At 46.7% G+C, this 20,024-nt stretch carries 15 protein-coding genes; 12 read left to right on the top strand and 3 right to left on the bottom strand.

Annotated features, from left to right (window positions below; genetic code table 11):
- Window positions 1-388 precede the first annotated feature (388 nt).
- The 3 genes from PUW25_RS22560 to PUW25_RS22550 are packed head-to-tail and all read left to right on the top strand — an operon-like array spanning window position 389 to window position 2,567.
- Entirely contained in the window at window positions 389-1,042 is a 654-nt protein-coding gene (locus PUW25_RS22560; protein WP_274337572.1) for a YhbD family protein, read from the top strand.
- Window positions 1,035-1,808 carry a bactofilin family protein gene (locus tag PUW25_RS22555; RefSeq protein WP_274337570.1) on the top strand — a complete coding sequence of 258 codons (774 nt, stop codon included), beginning with the start codon at window positions 1,035-1,037 and terminating at the stop codon, window positions 1,806-1,808. Before PUW25_RS22560 ends, PUW25_RS22555 begins: the two co-directional genes overlap by 8 nt.
- A gap of 15 nt (window positions 1,809-1,823) precedes the next feature.
- The gene (locus tag PUW25_RS22550; protein WP_274337568.1) at window positions 1,824-2,567 is read left to right on the top strand and encodes a hypothetical protein; all 744 of its coding nucleotides are present in this window, start codon (window positions 1,824-1,826) and stop codon (window positions 2,565-2,567) included.
- Between the two features lie 127 nt (window positions 2,568-2,694).
- On the opposite strand, the gene PUW25_RS22545 is transcribed toward PUW25_RS22550, so the two are convergent.
- Complete coding sequence (locus PUW25_RS22545; protein ID WP_274337566.1) at window positions 2,695-4,086, bottom strand: VanW family protein; 1,392 nt, start codon at window positions 4,084-4,086, stop codon at window positions 2,695-2,697.
- A gap of 282 nt (window positions 4,087-4,368) precedes the next feature.
- On the opposite strand from PUW25_RS22545, the gene ftsE reads away from it, so the two are divergent.
- From ftsE to PUW25_RS22520, 5 genes are all read left to right on the top strand, one after another.
- Window positions 4,369-5,055 carry a cell division ATP-binding protein FtsE gene (ftsE, locus tag PUW25_RS22540; RefSeq protein ID WP_274337564.1) on the top strand — a complete coding sequence of 229 codons (687 nt, stop codon included), beginning with the start codon at window positions 4,369-4,371 and terminating at the stop codon, window positions 5,053-5,055.
- Complete coding sequence (ftsX, locus tag PUW25_RS22535) at window positions 5,045-5,962, top strand: permease-like cell division protein FtsX (RefSeq protein WP_274337562.1); 918 nt, start codon at window positions 5,045-5,047, stop codon at window positions 5,960-5,962. Before ftsE ends, ftsX begins: the two co-directional genes overlap by 11 nt.
- 134 nt (window positions 5,963-6,096) lie before the next feature.
- Entirely contained in the window at window positions 6,097-7,410 is a 1,314-nt protein-coding gene (locus PUW25_RS22530; RefSeq protein ID WP_274337560.1) for a murein hydrolase activator EnvC family protein, read from the top strand.
- 379 nt (window positions 7,411-7,789) lie between these two features.
- Window positions 7,790-9,250, top strand: coding sequence for a S41 family peptidase (locus PUW25_RS22525; RefSeq protein ID WP_274337559.1), 1,461 nt, complete (start codon window positions 7,790-7,792; stop codon window positions 9,248-9,250).
- 162 nt (window positions 9,251-9,412) lie between these two features.
- On the top strand, window positions 9,413-10,708 hold the full coding sequence (locus PUW25_RS22520; RefSeq protein ID WP_274337557.1) for a PDZ domain-containing protein: 1,296 nt from the start codon (window positions 9,413-9,415) through the stop codon (window positions 10,706-10,708).
- A 151-nt stretch (window positions 10,709-10,859) separates the two neighbouring features.
- Here the strand turns inward: PUW25_RS22520 and PUW25_RS22515 are convergent, their stop codons facing one another.
- Both PUW25_RS22515 and PUW25_RS22510 read right to left on the bottom strand, forming a co-directional pair.
- Window positions 10,860-11,696, bottom strand: a complete 837-nt coding sequence (locus PUW25_RS22515; RefSeq protein WP_274337555.1) for a flagellar motor protein MotB — start codon at window positions 11,694-11,696, stop codon at window positions 10,860-10,862.
- Window positions 11,680-12,474, bottom strand: coding sequence for a flagellar motor protein (locus tag PUW25_RS22510; RefSeq protein WP_274338239.1), 795 nt, complete (start codon window positions 12,472-12,474; stop codon window positions 11,680-11,682). The genes PUW25_RS22515 and PUW25_RS22510 overlap by 17 nt, the downstream gene beginning before the upstream one ends.
- A gap of 463 nt (window positions 12,475-12,937) precedes the next feature.
- On the opposite strand from PUW25_RS22510, the gene uvrB reads away from it, so the two are divergent.
- The 4 genes from uvrB to PUW25_RS22490 all read left to right on the top strand — a co-directional run bounded on the left by uvrB (window position 12,938) and on the right by PUW25_RS22490 (window position 19,840).
- On the top strand, window positions 12,938-14,932 hold the full coding sequence (gene uvrB / locus PUW25_RS22505; protein WP_274337553.1) for an excinuclease ABC subunit UvrB: 1,995 nt from the start codon (window positions 12,938-12,940) through the stop codon (window positions 14,930-14,932).
- 719 nt (window positions 14,933-15,651) lie between these two features.
- Window positions 15,652-18,513, top strand: a complete 2,862-nt coding sequence (gene uvrA / locus PUW25_RS22500) for an excinuclease ABC subunit UvrA (protein WP_274338453.1) — start codon at window positions 15,652-15,654, stop codon at window positions 18,511-18,513.
- 148 nt (window positions 18,514-18,661) lie between these two features.
- Complete coding sequence (ant(6), locus tag PUW25_RS22495) at window positions 18,662-19,525, top strand: aminoglycoside 6-adenylyltransferase (RefSeq protein WP_274337551.1); 864 nt, start codon at window positions 18,662-18,664, stop codon at window positions 19,523-19,525.
- A 105-nt stretch (window positions 19,526-19,630) separates the two neighbouring features.
- On the top strand, window positions 19,631-19,840 hold the full coding sequence (locus tag PUW25_RS22490) for a DUF2759 family protein (protein ID WP_274337550.1): 210 nt from the start codon (window positions 19,631-19,633) through the stop codon (window positions 19,838-19,840).
- Window positions 19,841-20,024: the final 184 nt, after the last annotated feature.

The raw sequence follows: 20,024 nt of genomic DNA, 5'->3' as shown, positions 1-20,024 counted from the left end.
TCAACAGATACCAAAATGTTGATAACTTCCTGTAGGAAATGGGGTTATTTTGAAGACTTATTCACGATTCGGGATAAAATGGTGCGTTTTCATGTGCATAACATTGTGTTATACACAGGACGCTCGAAATAACGACATTTTTTTCATGTTTATGCACATATCTATTCACATTACTCACAGACAAGCAGAGAAATTGAACATGTCCTATGCAAGTCATGTGGATAGGATTCAAAAGTAGAAGCCTGTTATTTTCAGTTATCCGGCGCAAGAAAGTGCTAATCCACAGCTGTCTACGGCTCTGTAACAATCTTAACGACGAAGAAACGAGCTCATTTCATTTACAGCGTAACAATGTTATGTTACATTGTGTTCAGGAGGTTGATTTCACATGCAGGAGGACTTGATATCGAAGAAAGATCTGCTGGAGATCACCGGTATTTCATATGGACAGTTATACCGATGGAAGCGGAAGAATTTAATTCCGGAGGGTTGGTTCATTCGCAGATCTTCCTTTACGGGTCAGGAGACGTTTTTCCCCAGGGAGAGCATCTTATCACGAATTCACAAAATAAAAAACATGAAAGATGATCTATCTCTGGATGAGCTCGCAGATGTGTTCTCTCCATCGGTTAGCACACTTCTTCTGACACAGGAAGAAATCATGCATAGAGAGCTGGTTACACCGATTACCATGCAATTGTATTTAGAGCAAGCAGAGCTTCGTGAGACAGAGCAGCTGGAGTTCGAGCAGCTTCTTTGCCTTTATGTTCTGGATCAGGCTTTGTCCAGCGGACAAATGACCCGAGATGAAGGAGTGCTTCTCATTCGTACGTTTCATCAGGAATACAGGAAGTTTGAGGATAAGGGCTGCGACATCATTCTGATCCGTAAAATGGGAGTGCCGATTCTCATGATGGTCAGTGCCGGAAGCGGGATTTATTACGATATGGGCGTGAAGGAAGCGCTGAGATTACCGATTGCAGTATATATAGAACAGCTCAAGGTACATTTAAATCGATCTGGAGGTTATGGCTATGAGTGAAGCAGAAAGACGGAATCGGAATATTGCGGGGATCGGCAGTTCTTCAGGGGGAGTATACCAGCATGTCAGAGCAGATGGGATGGCCAGGTTTTCCAGCGATATTGACTGTATCAGCTATGAGGTGAATGGGAATGCAAGTCTGAATGGCACTTTGAAATGTAATCGCTACGTCGTGAATGGGTTATCAACGGTGGATGGTGATATCGCTGCAGAAGATATCCTCGTAAACGGAACGAGTAAAGCGAAAGGGAATGTGAGAGCTGAGCGTACCCGAGTGGATGGCGTCTTTTCTATTAGAGGACTGCTGGATACAGAGTCGCTTATTGTCAACGGCAAAGCTAACTTAGGCGGCAAACTCATCGCAAGCAGCGTAGAGGTGGCGGGAACCCTGTCCGTAGATCGGGATGTGGAATGCGAGAAATTCGAGGTCCAGGGAGGCTTTAAGATCCGTGGGCTCCTGAACGCAGGTGATGTTGATATTAAGCTGCTTCTGGGGTGTGAGGCAGAGGATATCGGCGGGGAACGCATTCATGTGCGCCGTGATCACAAGGTGAAGCTTCTCGATGGTTTCGTGCCAGGACTCGCACCTAAGCTGAAGGCCAAAGTCATTGAGGGAGACGACATCTACTTGGAGCAGACCTATGCTCAAACGGTTAGGGGAAACCGGGTGGTTATTGGCCCAGGCTGCCAGATCGGTCTTGTGGAATATAAGGAATCCTATCATCAGGATGAGGATACGGTCGTCGATCGCTACATTCAAATGTAAAGAGGTGAATTCGTTGTGATTACAGGGAATCGTGAGCTTAACAGCGATTGGAAAAGCGACGTCAGAATAATTGGCGAAGGGGACTCCGCTGGAGGATTATTTCGAAAAATAAGCATTATGGGCCAAGGCCGAATTGACGGGGATGCGAGCTGTGAGACCTTTCGCTGTATGGGGGACGCCTCTGTGCAAGGGCAATTAACTGCTTCTTCATTTAAACAATTGGGAAACATGCATATTAAAGGCGGATTATCCGGTGATTCGGCTTCAACGCTGGGGGAGCTTCGTGTAGATGGGTCATTGCAGGTTCGTCGCATGAAGCTGATCGGAGCAATGAAAGTAGGGCAGAATCTTCGCGGTGAGAAGCTAAAATGCTCTGGGCAGCTGCAGCTTCACGGGGACTGTATCTCTGAAGAAGTGCGCATACGAGGTGTGATAACGGCAGAAGGAGCCGTGAACGCGGAGCGTATCCAAATTAAACTGAATGGACCAAGTCATGTAAGGGAAATCGGCGGGGCACAGATTGATGTTCAACAGGCGTCTTTATCCTGGTTTCCGATCTTACGCAGCAAGAGAGTCAGCAAGACGCTGACGGCTGACCTGATTGAGGGGGATAACATCAGGCTAGAGCATGTGGAAGCTAAGGTTGTGCGGGGACGACATGTGACGATTGGTCCAGGCTGCCGGATCGGGCTGGTTGAATACAAGGAGAAATACAAGGAGCATCATTCCGCGAAGGTCGGAGAAAGTGTGCGTCACTAAAATAGGAAGTATGAACTCAATAACTTAATACTCATTAACTCATGAACCTGCATCCTACAGGCCCATGAGTTTTTAGTTTTTTAGGACTTAAAGTACGACAGAAGCACCTGTTGCTCGCAAATAAATATCAATTTCCGATGGTTCCTAGTGTACGTATACCGTCCTCGACCGGAGGAGCGGGATCAGATGGCGTATCTTCTGGCGGGTCTTCTTTTTCAGAGGGAGGGTTGTCTGAATTCACAGCAATAAGACGCGTTTGTGGGCGATAGGTGTCCTTGGAGATCAAAGTGCGGGAGACGATATCTCCGTTAACCCGTTTGATCTGATAGGTTTCCACGATATAACCAGGTGCTCCTTCTTGGACTACGGTTTGCGTATTTACCGGGATAGAGGAGTCATTCGTATACGTTGTGGGTGCTGGGATGGTTTCGAGAAGATGCGTTTCAAGTTCATAACTAACATTCTCTGCCATGGTCCCAAAAAACTTTACAACCATCTCACGATCTCTGACTTCAGCTTTGATCAATAGGGAGCTGCCCGTCGTATTCTGAAATCTGAAATTGATATAGCCCGTCGCGAACGTAGCATCAAGACCTTTGGGCATATAGCTGACGGGCAGTGAATGATTTCTTCGTTCCACAATGTGCAGCCCCGTCTTAAGTGCCGCCGTATAGAGGGTGCTTGAGACCTGGCAGATACCTCCGCCGATTCCTGGCACAAGCTCTCCGCCTACAATGACAGGTGCTTCCTTGAAGCCGCTGTCCTTCTCTACTTTTTTAACAATTTGTCCATAGTCCAGCTCATCACCCGGCTTAAGTATCATACCATCCACCGCTTTGGCGGCAGCCATTACGTTGTAGGTTCTGCCTTCTCCGCTAGTGCCGAGCGGGGTAGAGACTTGAATGATTTTTCGCTGAATTCCCGACCTTCTAAGAGAGTCAATTGTCACTGAGGGGTTCATCACTTGGAGGGGGAGGTCGATAACAATAGTAGGTCTGGGTTCTATTGGATTCATAAGTACTGTAAAATCGGCGGGGACAGCATGTTCTACGCGCCGGGTCATTTCCACCCAGTTTATCCTGTTCGCGCTGTGCTCAGGTATCAACTCGATTTCATCCAGCTTCGTAATATTGACCTTAGCAGGGATGATGTCACCGAATTCAGATTGTTCCCAGACAGGAGACAGATAGCTTTGCAATTTAGCACGATCGTAGCTGTAGGTGATGCTCCAGTCTTTTTGGAAACGGAGTCGGTTAAACAGTCTTTGAATCATGTTTCCTTCGGACAGCCCAGCTGCGGCCTGTTTAAACTCATTTGCGTTATACCTCACTCCGGCATGCTGCAGTGTCAGCTTGGGGGTGTACAGGGGTCGATTGCCTTCCTTTAGATGTAGAGGAAGTTCTTCTAATGCTTGGAGCTTCTGATCAAGCTCACTAATTACAGAGGGAATATCTTGGCCGCCGACAGCCCAGCCGGAGACGGTTACTTTCGAGGGGAGCTTCGTTTGATGAGTATACATATAAATCCACACCAAAAGGGTGGTGAAAAAGAGAGCAAATAGCACAGAAATGATGGCGAAAGTGTGAATTTTTTTCATGGGTAGCTCCTTTCCTGCTTCTTGTTTCCCCGGATTACAGACACTTTACATGTATATGTTCCGGGAGCGGAAATCTTTCAGCTACTCAAAAGGTAACAAATTTGTTACAATGGGAAACATCTTGATGAAATTCGCGAGATTTTAAAGGAAATCAATGGAAAGTGTCGAAATGATAAAGGCTACTATGCAACGGGAAGTGATCATGTGATTGAATTACAGGACGTGTGGAAGACCTATCCGAATGGGGCACATGCCTTGCAAGGTGTGTCGGTAAAGATCGACCGCAACGAATTCGTTTATATTGTCGGACCGTCTGGCGCGGGGAAATCGACATTTATGAAGCTAATTTACAGAGAAGAAATTCCGACAAAAGGACAGATCTCAGTTAACGGATTTAATATCGGCAAGCTGAAGCATCGCAAAATCCCTTATGTTCGGCGTAATATCGGCGTTATTTTTCAGGATTTCAGACTTCTTCCGAAGATGACGGCGTATGAGAATGTCGCTTTTGCGATGGAGGTTGTCGAGGCGCCGAAGAAACAGATTAAGAAACGGGTTATGGAAGCCCTGGATCTTGTCGGCCTTAAGAACAAGGCAGACCGCGAGCCAACCCAGCTGTCAGGCGGGGAGCAGCAGCGTATAGCGATTGCTAGGGCGATCGTGAACAATCCCTCCGTCATCATTGCGGACGAGCCTACAGGCAACCTTGATCCCGAGACATCATGGGGAATTATGCAGCTGCTGGATGAAATCAATTTCCGAGGAACAACCATCGTTATGGCAACACATAACCGGGATATCGTAAACACCATGCGTAAACGGGTTATTGCTATCGAGCAGGGACATATCGTTCGAGACGAAATGAGAGGGGAATACGGTTATGAATTTTAGTACCTTCTTGCGCCATTTGCGGGAAGGGTTCAAGAGCCTATTCCGCAACGGCTGGATGTCGATTGCATCCATTACGTCGATCATTGTCTCGTTGTTGATTCTGGGTGTATTCGTTCTGCTCGTAGTGAATGTCAATTCCATGGCTAATCAGGCAGATGATCAAGTGGAGATCAGCACATTCCTGCAGCTTAACGTAGATGAGGATCTGCGTAACAGTCTTCAAGACCAGATTGGAGCCATGCCAGAAGTAAGCAAGATTGAATTTGTTCCTAAGGAACAAGGTTTGGCTGATTTTAAAGAAGAGCTTGGAGAAGATGGTCAGGAGCTGCTTGAAGGCTTCGATGAGGATAACAATCCTCTTCCAGATACTTTGCGGGTAGAGGTTATTGATCCGAGCACCGTCAGCTTTGTAGCTGAGAAGATTGAAGCTCTGAATGAGGAATATCCAGAACAGCCAATTATGAAAGTGAACTATGGAGAAGACACGGTGGAGACATTGTTCAAGATCACTCGTCTAATCCGGACAATCGGCGTTGTTTTTGTAGCAGGACTTGCACTTATGTCTATGTTTTTGATCTCGAACACGATTCGCGTAACGATCCTGGCACGCCGCCGGGAGATCAGCATTATGAAGCTGGTAGGAGCGACAAACTCCTTTATCCGTTGGCCGTTCTTCGTTGAAGGAGCCTTGATTGGATTCATTGGATCTATTATTACGATCGCAATTCTATTTATCGGATACAACCAGCTGCTAAACTCGATTCAGCAGGATATTATTATCCAGATGCTTGATCTGGTACCATTGTCCAGTATATGGACCTGGTTTGGCGGAGCACTGCTCATTATGGGGATGCTCGTGGGTATCCTGGGAAGCACGTTGTCTATTCGCAAATCTTTGAAAGTGTAAGGCTTTCATAGTTTCAGAAGTTTGTAGTTTATATAATGATGTGGCTGTCCAATACCGGGCAGCCGCTTAAGTAAGAACATAACTCGTCATGGATTGATATATAAAATATTTATGAAGAAGGATGGGAAACGAACTTGAAAAAGACGGCCACTGCAATTGCGTTAAGTTTACTTACAGCCACAGTACTTAGTCCTGGATATGGAATCGCTGCATCGAGCATCAGCGATATTGATAAAGAGCTGAATCAGCTGGAACAGCAGTCCGAATCTGCTAAGTCCCAGCAACAGAAGGCGGAACAGAAGAAAGAGGAAGCAGAGCACTACAAGCAGAAGCAAGAAGGCTATCTCGAAGCGATTATGGAACAAATTAATGCTGTAAGTAATGAGCTGGCGACCGTGTCTTACCGCATTGAAACAACAGAAGAGAATTTGCGGAACACGAAGAAAGAACTGCAAGCAGCAGAGGAAAGAATTGCAGCCCGTGAGGAACTGCTTGAATCTCGTGTGCGTCTGATGTATACAGATGGAACGGTTTCCTATCTGGATGTATTGCTGTCTTCTACAAGTATTTCCGATTTTCTGGAGCGTGCAGACTCACTGAAGATGATTGTGGATCAGGATCAGAATCTACTCGTTGAACATAAGAAAGATAAGCAGCTTGTTGTAGACAAAAAGGCAGAGCTGGAACAACAATATGCAGAACATAAACGTCTATATGCTCAGAAGAAAGAACGCAAGGCAGAGCTGGACAGCAAGGAACAGGAGAAACAGGTCCTCATTGCAGGCTATGAGGAAGAAATTCATGTGCATGGTGAACTCAGCGAAGAACAGGATCGCATGCTGGTAGAGATTGCATCCAAACGTTCAGCGTTGGTTCAAGAGAAAAATAAGCTCAAAGCAGAGCAGGCAGCAGCAGCGGCAAGAGCGAAGGCAGCAGCAGAAGAAGCGGCAAGAAAGGCTGCTCAGAAGAAAGTAGCTAGCTCAAATACAAGCTCTGGTTCAAGCTCAAGTTCAAGCTCAAGTTCTTCAAGTGAAAACATCTCTTCCAGCGGAAGTGGTGTACTGGGAATGCCAGTTTCAGGAGCACGGATTTCTTCAGGCTACGGCCCGCGTGTTCACCCAATTACAGGTGTGGTTGGTAAAATGCATACGGGTACTGACTTTGCTGCTCCGCAAGGGACAAGCATCTATTCAGCCGAAGATGGTGTAGTTATTATGGCAGAATGGTACAGCGGTTATGGTTATACAGTGATGGTCGATCATGGTGATGGACTATGGACGCTGTATGGACACATTCGTGAGGGCGGCATTAAGGTGAGCGAAGGTGATTCTGTAAAACGAGGCCAAAAAATTGCTGAGGTCGGCTCGACTGGAAACTCCACGGGTCCTCACTTGCACTTTGAGGTTCGCGTCAACGGAAGCACACAAAATCCGATGAATTATTTGTAAGCAGAGGTCTATTCTGGTCATATTCCGTACAAGCTTTACATATACTCTTGCTGGTATATGGTTTTTAGTTAGGATGATTCAGACAACGCAAATATAACGATTGTCTGAATCATCCGGGATGAATCAGGCAGCGCATATATAACCGACTGTCTGAATCATCCTAGGATGAAATGGAGAGCGTGACACAGTCGTGCAGTGTTTCATCCAAGGATGAAACGTGAGACGTATCAGAGACGTGGACTGTTTCATCCTTCAGCGAAATATGATACAAGTAAATAAGGAGCTTGTTTTCATCTTAAATGAAGCAGGACTCTAAGTTGACTTGTATCCTATTTACATCCAAAGCAAGTAAGTCGGAATAGAAAGGGCGGTGACGCTCATGATGAAGAAGCGCTCTGCTATACTGCTGTTCGTTCTCGCGCTTCTGGGTGGGAGCTTGCTTACACTCGCGGTCGTAAATTACCCAGGGCTGAACAGCCAGGGTGGAGAAGGACTGCTTGCCAGTGTAACGGGCAGCAATCAGAAGAATGAACTCCAGAAGATTGAAACCGCACTTGACCTGATTGAAGCTAATTACTATCAAGATGTGGACCGTACTAAATTGATTGACGGCGCTATTAATGGAATGATGGAGTCCCTTGGAGATCCTTATTCCAATTACATGGGTCAGGAATCGGCTGCCCAGTTTGAAGAGTCAATTGAAGGCTCATTTACAGGGATTGGCGCAGAGGTGTCCTCACAGGACGGTAATGTTGTGGTGGTATCTCCAATTAAAGGCTCTCCCGCTGAAAAAGCAGGAATACGGGCTAAAGACGTGATCTTATCTGTTAACGGTGAATCATTACAAGGTCTTGATCTCAATGATGCCGTATCCAAGATCCGCGGACCAAAGGGCAGCGAAGCCAAGGTACAGGTTCAGCGTACAGGCTCATCTGAACCGTTAGAATTTAGTATTGTACGAGATGACATCGATCTAGAGACCGTGCACGCGGAGATGAAGGATGATGGCGTCGGCGTCATTACGATTACCCAATTCTCTTTGAATACAGGTGAACGATTCAAGGAGGAGCTTGCTAAGCTTGAAAGTCAGAACATGAAGGGACTTGTCATTGACGTTCGTAACAATCCGGGTGGCGTTCTGTCTGTCGTTATCGATATTGCAGAGCAATTTGTTCCGTCTGGAGAGCTGATCGTTCAAGTGGAAGACAAGAACGGGGCTCGGGAAACGAATGAGTCCAAAGGGTCATCTAAGGATTATCCGGTGAGTGTTCTGATGAACAAAGGAAGTGCGAGTGCATCTGAAATATTGGCAGGCGCACTGCAGCAGTCTGCAGGGGCAACGTTACTAGGAGAGCATTCCTTCGGTAAAGGAACGGTTCAGACCAGCTTCGAGCGTCAGCTTGGTGACGGAAGCCTTGTGAAGATTACGATTGCCAAGTGGCTTACGCCAAACGGTGATTGGATCCACGAGAAAGGGATTGAACCTGATATCAGTGTAAGTCAGCCTGATTATTTCTCCGTGGCGCCGATCAATAAGGATAATCTTCCATTGAAGTTCGATACGAACAGCTCGGACGTGAAGAATGCCCAAACGATGCTTGAGGGACTCGGATATAAGACGGATCGCAAGGATGGTTATTATGATGATAAGACCGTAGAAGCCGTCAAAGATTTCCAGACTTCAAAAGGATTGAGTGTGAGTGGAAATATCAATGAGGAAACGGCAGCTGCACTCGAGACTGCGCTCATTGAAAGAATCGGTGATCCTGCATACGATACGCAGCTCAAACAGGCCGTTTCCACTATGAAGCAGGAGATCTCTTCTGCAGCGTCGAACTAAGAGAGAAAAACGACCCGAACATCAAGCGTTCAGAATAAGTTTTTCTTGTCGATATTAGAAAAACAGATGAAAGAAGGCTGCTTGTTCAGCCTTCTTTTTTACTTGGATTTTGTATGTGGAGAGGGCATGCAGCAGTTGAATTAGAGGGGGGCGTGAGCTAACTTGAATGAAGTCATCACATGGCTATGGCTTGTCGTGGATGCATTAATCGCTTTGCTGACTCAGCCATTTTATTATATAGCCATCGTATTATTAGCGCTCAGTTACCGTCGTCAGGGGATGCTGGAACGAAGGTTGCTCCACACACGTCTTCATGGGTGGCCGCTGTTAACGCTGCGAGCTATTTTTACAGGTATACTTGTTGGTCTTATTGTTTCTGTTGTTTATTTATTGCTTGGCATTGAGATGACTGCGCAGGCTGTAGTGGCAATATGGGTGACCTCCATTATATTAATGCTGTTCCGGGTTAGATACCTGAACGCTGTATATGCAGTGGGTTTGCTCGGAGTTGTACAATGGCTGCTTAAGCTGTTTGGCAGCTGGGAGCCACAAGGCTTCCTCGAAGCCATTGTCTCTACAATTCGTGATCTGCCAATTCCTCAGCTGCTGGTGCTTGCAGCGGTGCTGCATCTGACACAAGCTATGTTCATAAAGCTGCAGCAGGAGCAGAACGCTTCCCCGGTTTATTTCAAAGGGAAGAGGGGCAAGCTTGTCGGCGGTTATCAGCTGCAGTACTATGTACCGGTGCCGCTTATGCTGCTGATGCCCACGACTTCTGCCAGCGGGGCAGATCTTGCCTGGAGTCCGTTACTTGCCGGCGGTGCCGATATGTATATGCTCTACGCTGTTCCATTTATCATTGGATTCAGTGAGATGACAAAAAGCATGCTGCCAGAAGAGAAAGCAGCTCTAACTATGAAGCGGCTTCTGCTATATGGTGTCATACTGCTCGTTCTGAGTCTCTTGTCGGTATGGTGGAATCCGTTGTCACTGGTAGCTGTGTTGTTTGCTCTTATTGGTTTGGAAGCGATTTGTTGGATAAGTTCGTCAGAGGAAGAGAACCGCAGTCCAATGTATGTTCATCCTAAGCAGGGACTTCAGGTTCTGGCGGTATTGCCGGGCAGTCCAGCGGAGGAGCTGGGGATACAGGCTGGCGAAGTCATTTTTAGAGTAAATGGACAGCATGTCAGCTCACAGGCTGAGCTGCACAGCGCGCTTCGAATGAATCCTGCATTTTGCAAGTTAGAAGTACGCAATATCGAGGGAGAGAGTAAATTTCTACAGCGTGCGATATATGAAGGAGAGCATCATCAGCTTGGTGCATTACTTGCGCCAGATCCGGATACCGGCTTTGCTATTGACGAGCGTCCAGCCTCATTCTTTCAGATTGTGGGGATGAAGCTGGATACACATCGTACCGAAAAGCCAGCGCCAGATCCTTTCAGTCACGAGGCTTGAAGGAATAGAAGTTGAATGACGCTGAGCTATAACACGATAAGATAAGCCTGGAGAAGTGAACGGCTGTATACAAGCTTCTCTGACATATAAAAGAGCCTCTATCCTGTATAAAAACAGGGCGGAGGCTCTTTTTTTATAAACGAAAATTGCTTCATTCGCCTTGCAGCTGGCGCAGGACAGTGATCTCAACTCTGCGGTTTTGTTGTCTGCCCGCTTCGGTCGTATTCTCTGCTGCAGGCCGGTTATCGGCATATCCTGCATATTGGAAGCTATCTGGATCAAGGTTTTCTTGTTCAATAAAATAACGAAGTACAGAAAGTGCGCGCTCACCGGACAGTTCCCAATTGTCTCGGTATTTGGAGCTAGATGTCACTGGAGTGTTATCGGTATGCCCTTCAATTGAAATGGTTGTCTCAAGATCCCTGAACAAGCTGGCTAATTGAGAGAGAACCGGTCCTGCACCCTCCATCAAATTGGCGTCCCCTGTGCGGAACAGAAATTGTTCACTGAGCGTAATGGAGATCCCTTGGGGCTTGTCCACCACAAAGATAAGATTCTCAAGCTCATGATCTCTAATGTAATCCTCAATTAAGGCCATCAAGTCTTGAAGCTCCTGTTCCTGCTCGCGAAAGGCGACCTCCCGTTCTGTCAAAGGTCCACTGTCCTCCTCAAGTCCAGCCTCAGAACCGGTCCCACCCGAACCCGGCTGGTTCGCTTCGCTGCTTGTGTCTCCATTCTGGCCAGAGGGGTGGTCAATGACACCAGTGCCTCCGTCAAGAATTCCGCTTGAACTCTGAAAGGTGCTCTGCAGGGAGCTGGTTACTTCCTTATACTTGATTGCATCAAGCCGGCTCATCGCATACATCATCACGAAGAAAATGAGCAGAAGCGTAATGAGATCCGCATAGGTGATCATCCAGCGATCATGCTGAGAGCCGGAGGAAAGCGCACGTCCTGCATTCCGTGTTCGCCTATTCCGTTGTCTCATGCGTGACATCCTTCCTTGAGCTTAATGGATTCGGCTGTGAGGTGATATAGGTGTTCAGCTTTTTACGAACAAGTAGTGCATTATCGCCATTTTGTACAGACAGCACACCTTCAAGAATCATTTCCATCACCAGGATCTCCTCTGCGCTCTTCGATCTAATCTTGGATGCGATGGGCAAGAAGATCAGATTTGCGCTGGCAACGCCATATAAAGTCGCGATAAAGGCAACGGCGATCGATGGACCGAGCTGACTCGGATCTGTCAGATGGCCAAGCACCTGAATAAGTCCCATGACCGTCCCGATGATCCCCATTGTTGGCGCATAAGAGCCTGCAGATTCAAATAGCTTGGCATAGTTATCATGCTCCTGCTCTTTGGCATCGATATCCAGCTCCATAATCTGGCGGACGATCGGCTGATCGGTTCCATCAACGACCAACTGAATTCCTTCTCTTAAGAAAACATTAGGATGGTCAACCACCTTCTGCTCCAAAGCTAGAACGCCCTCGCGTCTTGCAACCATAGACATCTCCACGATATCATCCAGCCATTCATTCACTTCAGACTTGTTTGGTTTGAAGGCCATTTTAATGCCCGCAGGCAGGGTGCGGATCCGGTGCAGCGGATAGCTGATGAGCACAGCTGCAATCGTACCGCCGAAGACGATAAGAGCAGCTGTCCCCTGAAATAGTCCTGTTATCTGTCCCCCTTCCCATAAAAATCCTCCAATAATTGCGACAGCTCCGGCTATAAGGCCGATTAGGGTCGCGATATCCATCACATCATCCCCTCCAGTCAATTGCTTTCTTTGTTTGCATCCAGGACATGAACCGAGTATAATAAACGGGAACAAACATTCTTATAAAATGCTTTTGCTTAACTCATGAACGAAGAGCCGATGAAACAGCCTTATGAAGAGCTACAATCACTTTTTTGAGATGAGTTCTTTTTTATTTCGGCTGAGGCACTTCATTTGCAGGTATGGAAATAAGCATTTCAGCATACAAAATGGTTTCCGAATGTTATATTTTCGGTAAATCTCGACATATATAAGGATATTGCACTGCTTGCTATGCGCTGTTCTTACATGAATATCTAGGTTGATTTGAAGTTTTTGTGTGTAAGTATGTACATTGATGACTTCATTCTATCTGGATATTTGTAGTTTCTTAGCGAGTAAGATCGAAATTTGCATAATCCTGGTGTAAAACTATTTTAGACGATGAAGGTGAGGTTGGGCAATGAGCGATATTGTCATGAGCAATAAAGGATTCGAACTCGTATCGGAGTTTGAACCTCAAGGGGATCAGCCGCAGGCTATTGTAGAGCTGGTAGAAGGAATCCGGCAAGGGAAAAGGCATCAGACATTGCTTGGTGCCACAGGTACCGGTAAGACGTTTACCATTGCTCAGACCATAGCGAAGTTAAACAGACCCACGCTTGTTATTGCACATAACAAGACGCTTGCGGCACAGCTCGCAAGTGAGTTCAAGGAGTTTTTTCCTAACAATTCGGTAGATTACTTTGTAAGTTATTACGATTACTATCAGCCGGAAGCCTATATTCCTTCTTCCGATACGTATATTGAGAAGGATTCAAGTATAAATGAAGAAATTGATAAGCTTCGGCATTCGGCGACCAGTTCTTTGTTCGAGCGTCGCGACGTTATCATTGTTGCGAGTGTATCCTGCATCTACGGTCTCGGATCTCCGATTGAATATTCTAATATGTTATTGTCGCTCCGTGTAGGGATGGAGAAGTCTCGCAAGGAGATTTTGTCACGTCTCGTTGATATCCAGTATCAGCGCAATGACCTTAATTTTGTTCGGGGTACGTTCCGTGTACGCGGTGATGTAATAGAAATTTTCCCAGCTTCCAAAGATCAGCATGCCATGCGAATTGAGCTCTTTGGAGACGAGGTTGAACGCATTACGGAGATTGACGTACTGACCGGCGAGCTGATCGGTGAGCGCGATCATGTGGCGATATTCCCGGCCTCTCACTTTGTTACTCGTGAGGAGACGATGAGAGTTGCGCTTGTCAATATTGAGCGTGAACTAGAAGAACGTCTTGCTGAACTGCGTGAGCAGGGCAAGCTGCTGGAGGCACAGCGTCTGGAGCAGCGGACGAGATACGATATTGAGATGATGAAGGAAGTGGGCTTCTGCTCGGGCATCGAGAATTATTCTGGACCCCTGACCTTCCGTGAGACAGGAGCAACGCCGTATACCCTGCTCGACTATTTCCCAGATGATATGCTGGTTGTCATAGATGAGTCTCATGTGACACTGCCTCAAATTCGCGCAATGTATAACGGTGACCGTGCGCGGAAGACCGTTCTCGTTGAGCACGGATTTCGTTTGCCGTCTGCACTAGATAACCGGCCGCTGCAGTTTGAGGAATTCGAGAAGAAGACAAGTCAGCTTGTATATGTCTCTGCCACTCCAGGACCTTATGAGATTGAGCATACCGAAGGGGATATGGTTCAGCAGATTATCCGCCCTACAGGTCTACTTGATCCGATCATTGAAGTGAGACCGACCAAAGGTCAGATTGATGATTTGATCGGAGAGATTCGGGATCGTGTTGAGAAGGATGAGCGCGTGCTTGTTACGACGCTGACGAAGAAGATGGCAGAGGATCTGACAGATTACTTCAAGGAAGTCGGCATTAAGGTCAGATATATGCACTCTGATATCAAGACATTGGAACGTATGTCCATCCTAAGGGATTTAAGGCTTGGAACATTCCACGTCCTTATTGGGATTAACCTGCTTCGGGAAGGGCTTGATCTTCCTGAAGTATCGCTTGTCGCTATATTGGATGCTGACAAGGAGGGCTTCCTGCGCTCCGAACGCTCCCTGATCCAGACCATTGGACGCGCAGCCCGGAACAGCGAAGGTAGAGTCATTATGTATGGTGATAAGGTTACGGACTCCATGGATAAGGCGATTAAGGAGACGGAACGTCGTCGTACGATTCAGGTAGCTTATAATGAAGAGCATGGAATTACCCCACAGACGATTCGTAAGAAGATCCGTGAGGTTATTGAGGCGACGAAGGTGGCTGAGGCGAAGAGCGATTATCTGACAGGCGGCGCAGAGAAGATGTCGAAGCGCGATCGTCAGTCGTTGATGCAGCGTCTTGAAGCTGAAATGAAGGATGCGGCGAAGAATTTGCAGTTCGAGCGCGCCGCAGAGCTGCGTGATGCCCTGCTCGAATTAAAGGCTGAATAAAATAAAGAAGAGAACGGCCGAGGGGTCGTTCTCTTCTTAAAGAGTATATATAGAGCGTGCTGTTTCTGTACTCTGTACGTGTAATTGTATTTCTTATAATAACGTTGAAAGCTGATAATAAAGGCTATACTTATTGATAAATTGATATATTGTTTAATTTAATAGAACAAGCTCAAGGACCGAGCTCGAAGAGCAATGGTCCGCCGTGGGATGGAGCGAAGCAATCCCACACAGAACTATGCCCTTCAAGGACCGAGCTCAGAGAGCAATGGTCCGCCCGTGGGATGAAGCGAAGCAATCCCACACAGAAATGCACTTCAAGGACCGAGCTCAGAGAGCAATGGTCCGCCCGTGGGATGGAGCGAAGCAATCCCACGCAGAAATGCACTTCAAGGACCGAGCTCAGAGAGCAATGGTCCGCCTGTGGGATGGAGCGAAGCATCCCACACAGAAATGCCCTTCAAGGACCGAGCTCGGAGAGCAATGGTCCGCCTGTGGGATGGAGCGAAGCATCCCACTCACGGTCTCGCTTCGTATGAAAGCATGTTCTGGACAACCAGAAGGGTTGTCTAGAACGAATGCGTTCCAAGCACAACAACCCAGCTATAAATACCACGAGCCCAACTACTCCGGCCAGTTTCCGGTTTCCAAAGGGAGGTCCCTTTGGGGTCCTCCCTGTCAGGGAGGATTTAGGAGGGTTCTTTTAAGGAGATGAAAATATGGCGAATGAGAATATAATCATTAAAGGTGCGAGGGCGCACAATCTGAAGAACATCGATGTAACGATCCCGCGTGACCGTTTTGTCGTCCTGACCGGACTTAGCGGATCAGGTAAATCATCGCTGGCATTTGATACGATATATGCCGAAGGTCAGCGCAGATATGTAGAGTCATTGTCTGCATATGCTCGTCAGTTTCTAGGGCAGATGGAGAAGCCGGATGTAGATTCCATAGATGGACTGTCTCCTGCGATTTCAATAGATCAAAAAACGACAAGCCGCAATCCGCGCTCAACAGTAGGAACCGTTACTGAAATTTATGACTATTTGCGTCTATTGTTTGCACGCATCGGTCATCCGCATTGTCCGGAACATGGTGTAGAGATTACTTCCCAGACCGTGGAGCAGATGGTTGACCGGATCATGGGCTACCCGGAACGGACAAGGCTGCAGATTCTGGCTCCTGTTATTTCGGGTCGCAAAGGTGAGCACAAGAGTCTGCTTGCAGATATTTCGAAGCAAGGCTTCGTACGGGTGCGGATTGATGGCGAGCTCCGTGACCTGTCGGAGAACATTGAGCTTGAGAAGAATAAGAAGCATACGATTGAGGTCGTAGTGGACCGGATCGTCGTGAAAGAAGACATTCAGTCGCGTTTATCGGACTCGATTGAAACGGCACTTAAAATTTCCGGCGGTCAGCTGCTGGTTGATATCATTGGAGAAGAAGAGCTGAGATTCAGCTCCAACTATGCCTGCCCGATATGCGGATTCAGCATGGAGGAGCTGTCCCCACGAATGTTCTCGTTCAACAGTCCTTTTGGTGCTTGTCCGGACTGTGACGGCTTGGGAACGAAGATGATTGTCGATCCTGATCTGCTTGTTCCTGATCGCAGCAAGTCGATCGAGGGCGGTGCATTTGAAGCTTGGGCTGGGGGAACTTCGAACTACTACCCGCAATTTTTGCGTTCCGTATGCGAGCATTACGGAATTTCGATGAATGTTCCTGTCAGCGAGCTGTCACCTGATCAGATGAACAAGCTCCTTAGAGGGACCAACGGAGAGAAGATTCGTTTCCGATACGAAAATGACTTTGGTCAAAGAAAAGAAGCTTATGTTGTATTTGAAGGGATCATTCCCAACCTGGAGCGGCGGTATCGTGATACGGCTTCGGAAGGCATTCGTGAGTTTATTGAAGGCTTTATGGGCGAGAAGCCATGTGGAACATGTAAAGGACATCGTCTCAAAAAAGAAGTGCTGGCCGTTACCATCAACGGTAATAACATGGCTTATGTGACTAATCTGTCCATTGGAGCGGCAATGGAGTTCTTCAGCAATTTGCAGCTGTCCGAGAAGGAACAGGCCATTGCCCATCTCATTCTCAAAGAGATCAACAGCCGTCTGGGCTTCCTCGTAAATGTCGGACTGAATTACCTTACCATGAGCAGAGCTGCAGGGACATTATCTGGTGGGGAAGCACAGCGTATTCGGCTGGCGACACAGATCGGCTCCAGTCTCATGGGTGTACTATATATATTGGATGAGCCAAGCATCGGACTGCATCAGCGGGACAATGACCGTTTGATTGCAACACTGGGTCATATGCGTGACCTCGGAAATACGCTCATTGTCGTCGAGCATGACGAGGATACAATGATGGCAGCGGATTATATTATTGATATCGGTCCGGGAGCCGGAATTCACGGGGGTCAGATCATATCACAGGGTACTCCGCAGGAAGTCATGGATGATCCTAATTCACTGACAGGCAGCTATCTCAGCGGACGCAAGTTTATCCCTGTTCCTGCAGAGAGACGGAAAACGGATGATCGCTGGCTGGAAATTCGCGGTGCGAAGGAAAACAATCTCAAGAACATAAATGTGAAGATCCCGCTAGGCGTATTTACAGCGGTTACCGGAGTATCCGGTTCAGGGAAATCTACTCTCGTTAATGAGATTTTGTACAAAACACTGGCGCGGGATTTGAATCGGGCAAGAGTGCGTCCAGGACTGTATAAGGAAATGAAAGGCCTGGAGCATATTGATAAGGTCATTGATATCGATCAATCTCCAATTGGCCGTACACCTCGATCCAACCCGGCAACATACACTGGTGTATTTGATGATATTCGAGACCTGTACTCTCAGACGAATGAAGCCAAGCTTCGTGGCTACCAAAAGGGCCGTTTCAGCTTCAACATCAAAGGCGGTAGATGTGAGGCATGTAAGGGCGATGGAATCATTAAGATCGAGATGCACTTCCTGCCGGACGTCTACGTACCTTGTGAAGTCTGCAAAGGGAAGCGGTATAATCGGGAAACACTTGAGGTTAAATATAAAGAGAAGAACATTTCGGAAGTACTGGATATGACGGTGGAGGATGCGGTGGAATTCTTCCGGAACATTCCGAAGATTCATCGCAAAATCCAAACCCTGCTGGATGTCGGTCTAGGATACGTCAAGCTTGGACAGCCGGCAACGACTCTATCCGGCGGAGAGGCACAGCGCGTTAAGCTCGCATCCGAGCTGTACCGCCGCAGTACCGGTAAGACGATGTACATCTTAGACGAGCCTACAACCGGTCTGCACGTGGATGATATTGATCGTCTCCTGACGGTGCTTCATCGATTGGTTGACTCTGGGGAAACCGTGCTTGTGATCGAGCACAATCTGGATGTAATCAAGACGGTCGACCATGTTATCGACTTGGGACCGGAAGGCGGAGACGGCGGCGGTACCATTATCGGTACAGGTTCTCCAGAACAAATCGTAAAAGTGAAAGAATCCTATACGGGTAAATACTTGAAGCCGGTGTTGGAACGAGATACCGAGCGTAGTCAAACATTGGTGTTAAACCGTTCATAGTTACTGCATGAAGAGCTGGAGGAGATATATTTATCTTACCTCCAGCTTTTTTAAAAAGAGGATCTGTCTTTTATCCGATTGACGTTGGCTACTTAGAATCTCTATTCGGAAGCTGTCAAAGAAAGCGTTGGAACGGAGGATTCCTGTATTGAGAAGTGAACAAGAAATGATGAAGATCTTTATCGATTTTGCCAAAAATGAGGATCGAATTCGATTAGTAACTTTGGAGGGCTCACGTACAAACCTCAATATTACCCCGGATACATTTCAGGATTATGACCTGTCTTTCTTTGTGACAGATATGAACTCTTTCAAGGAGAATGATCAGTGGCTTCATATTTTTGGTAAACCTGCTATGATGCAAAAACCCGAGGATATGGAGCTTTTTCCGTCAGAGTTAGGCAATTGGTATTCATATTTGATCTTATTTGAGGATGGAAATAAATTAGACCTGACACTTATCCCAGTTCACGAGGTAAACGATTATTTTACGAATAGTGACGGTTTAGCCCAGGTGTTGCTTGATAAGGATGATCTCGTTAAGTACGAAGTGATTGCAAATGATCGTCAATATTGGATTAAGAAGCCGACTGCAAGAGAATTTGATGATTGTTGTAATGAGTTCTGGATGGTTTCAACTTACGTAGTAAAAGGGTTGGGAAGAAAGGAAATCCTTTTTGCTATTGACCACCTGAACGAGATCGCAAGACCGAATTTATTGAGAATGATGGCTTGGAAGATCGGATCAGAAAAAGGATATAACTTTAGTGTAGGAAAGAACTATAAGTTTATAGAACAGTATCTCCCGGATGAAGACTGGGAAAAACTCCTGTCCACCTATGCGGAGAATGGGTATCAGCAAATGTGGCAGTCATTATTCACTTGCTACGAGCTTTTTAGAATATATTCAAGAGCTGTGTCAGAAAATCTCGGGTATAAGTATCCAGGTTATGATGAAGCGATTACGAAGTATACGGAAACAATTCGCTCTAAAGAAAATGGATTATTTTAGTTTTTATGGATGAAAACTCTTGCTAAACCGAGGCGATGAAGATAACATATAAGAAGGTGTAAACGCTTGTACGTATATGATATCTCGTCATAAGGGGGCGCATGTATGCTGCTATTAGCGGAAGCTGGAGGCACAACTTCTAAATTTAATGGATTTGATATCTTCGTCATCTTATTTACAATTATTATCTTCATCGGTGTTGTTCGCTTGATCAAAGCACCTCAGAAGAATTTGTTTGCTATTGGCTTTGGTGTGGTCAGCTTAATCGTATTTCTAATTACCGATTATGCGATGATCAAGCATTGGCTGAGCTAGACGGTTACATACAGCATAAGTAGCTTTGCAGAACACTTTCCCCTGTGTGAAGGGAAGGTGTTTTTTAATCCTCTTTTGAGGCATAAAAGAGCAGGAATGATAGATTGAGAGAGGAATAGGTGAAGTCATTTGAAACCTAATCGTATAGATAGAGCTAGAGATAGAGATGAGAACAACACTAGAT

The organism is Paenibacillus urinalis (assembly GCF_028747985.1).
GTDB classification, from domain to species: domain Bacteria; phylum Bacillota; class Bacilli; order Paenibacillales; family Paenibacillaceae; genus Paenibacillus; species Paenibacillus urinalis.
The sequence above is the reverse complement of the archived record's forward strand: the minus strand, read 5'-3'. Positions and strand labels throughout refer to the sequence as shown.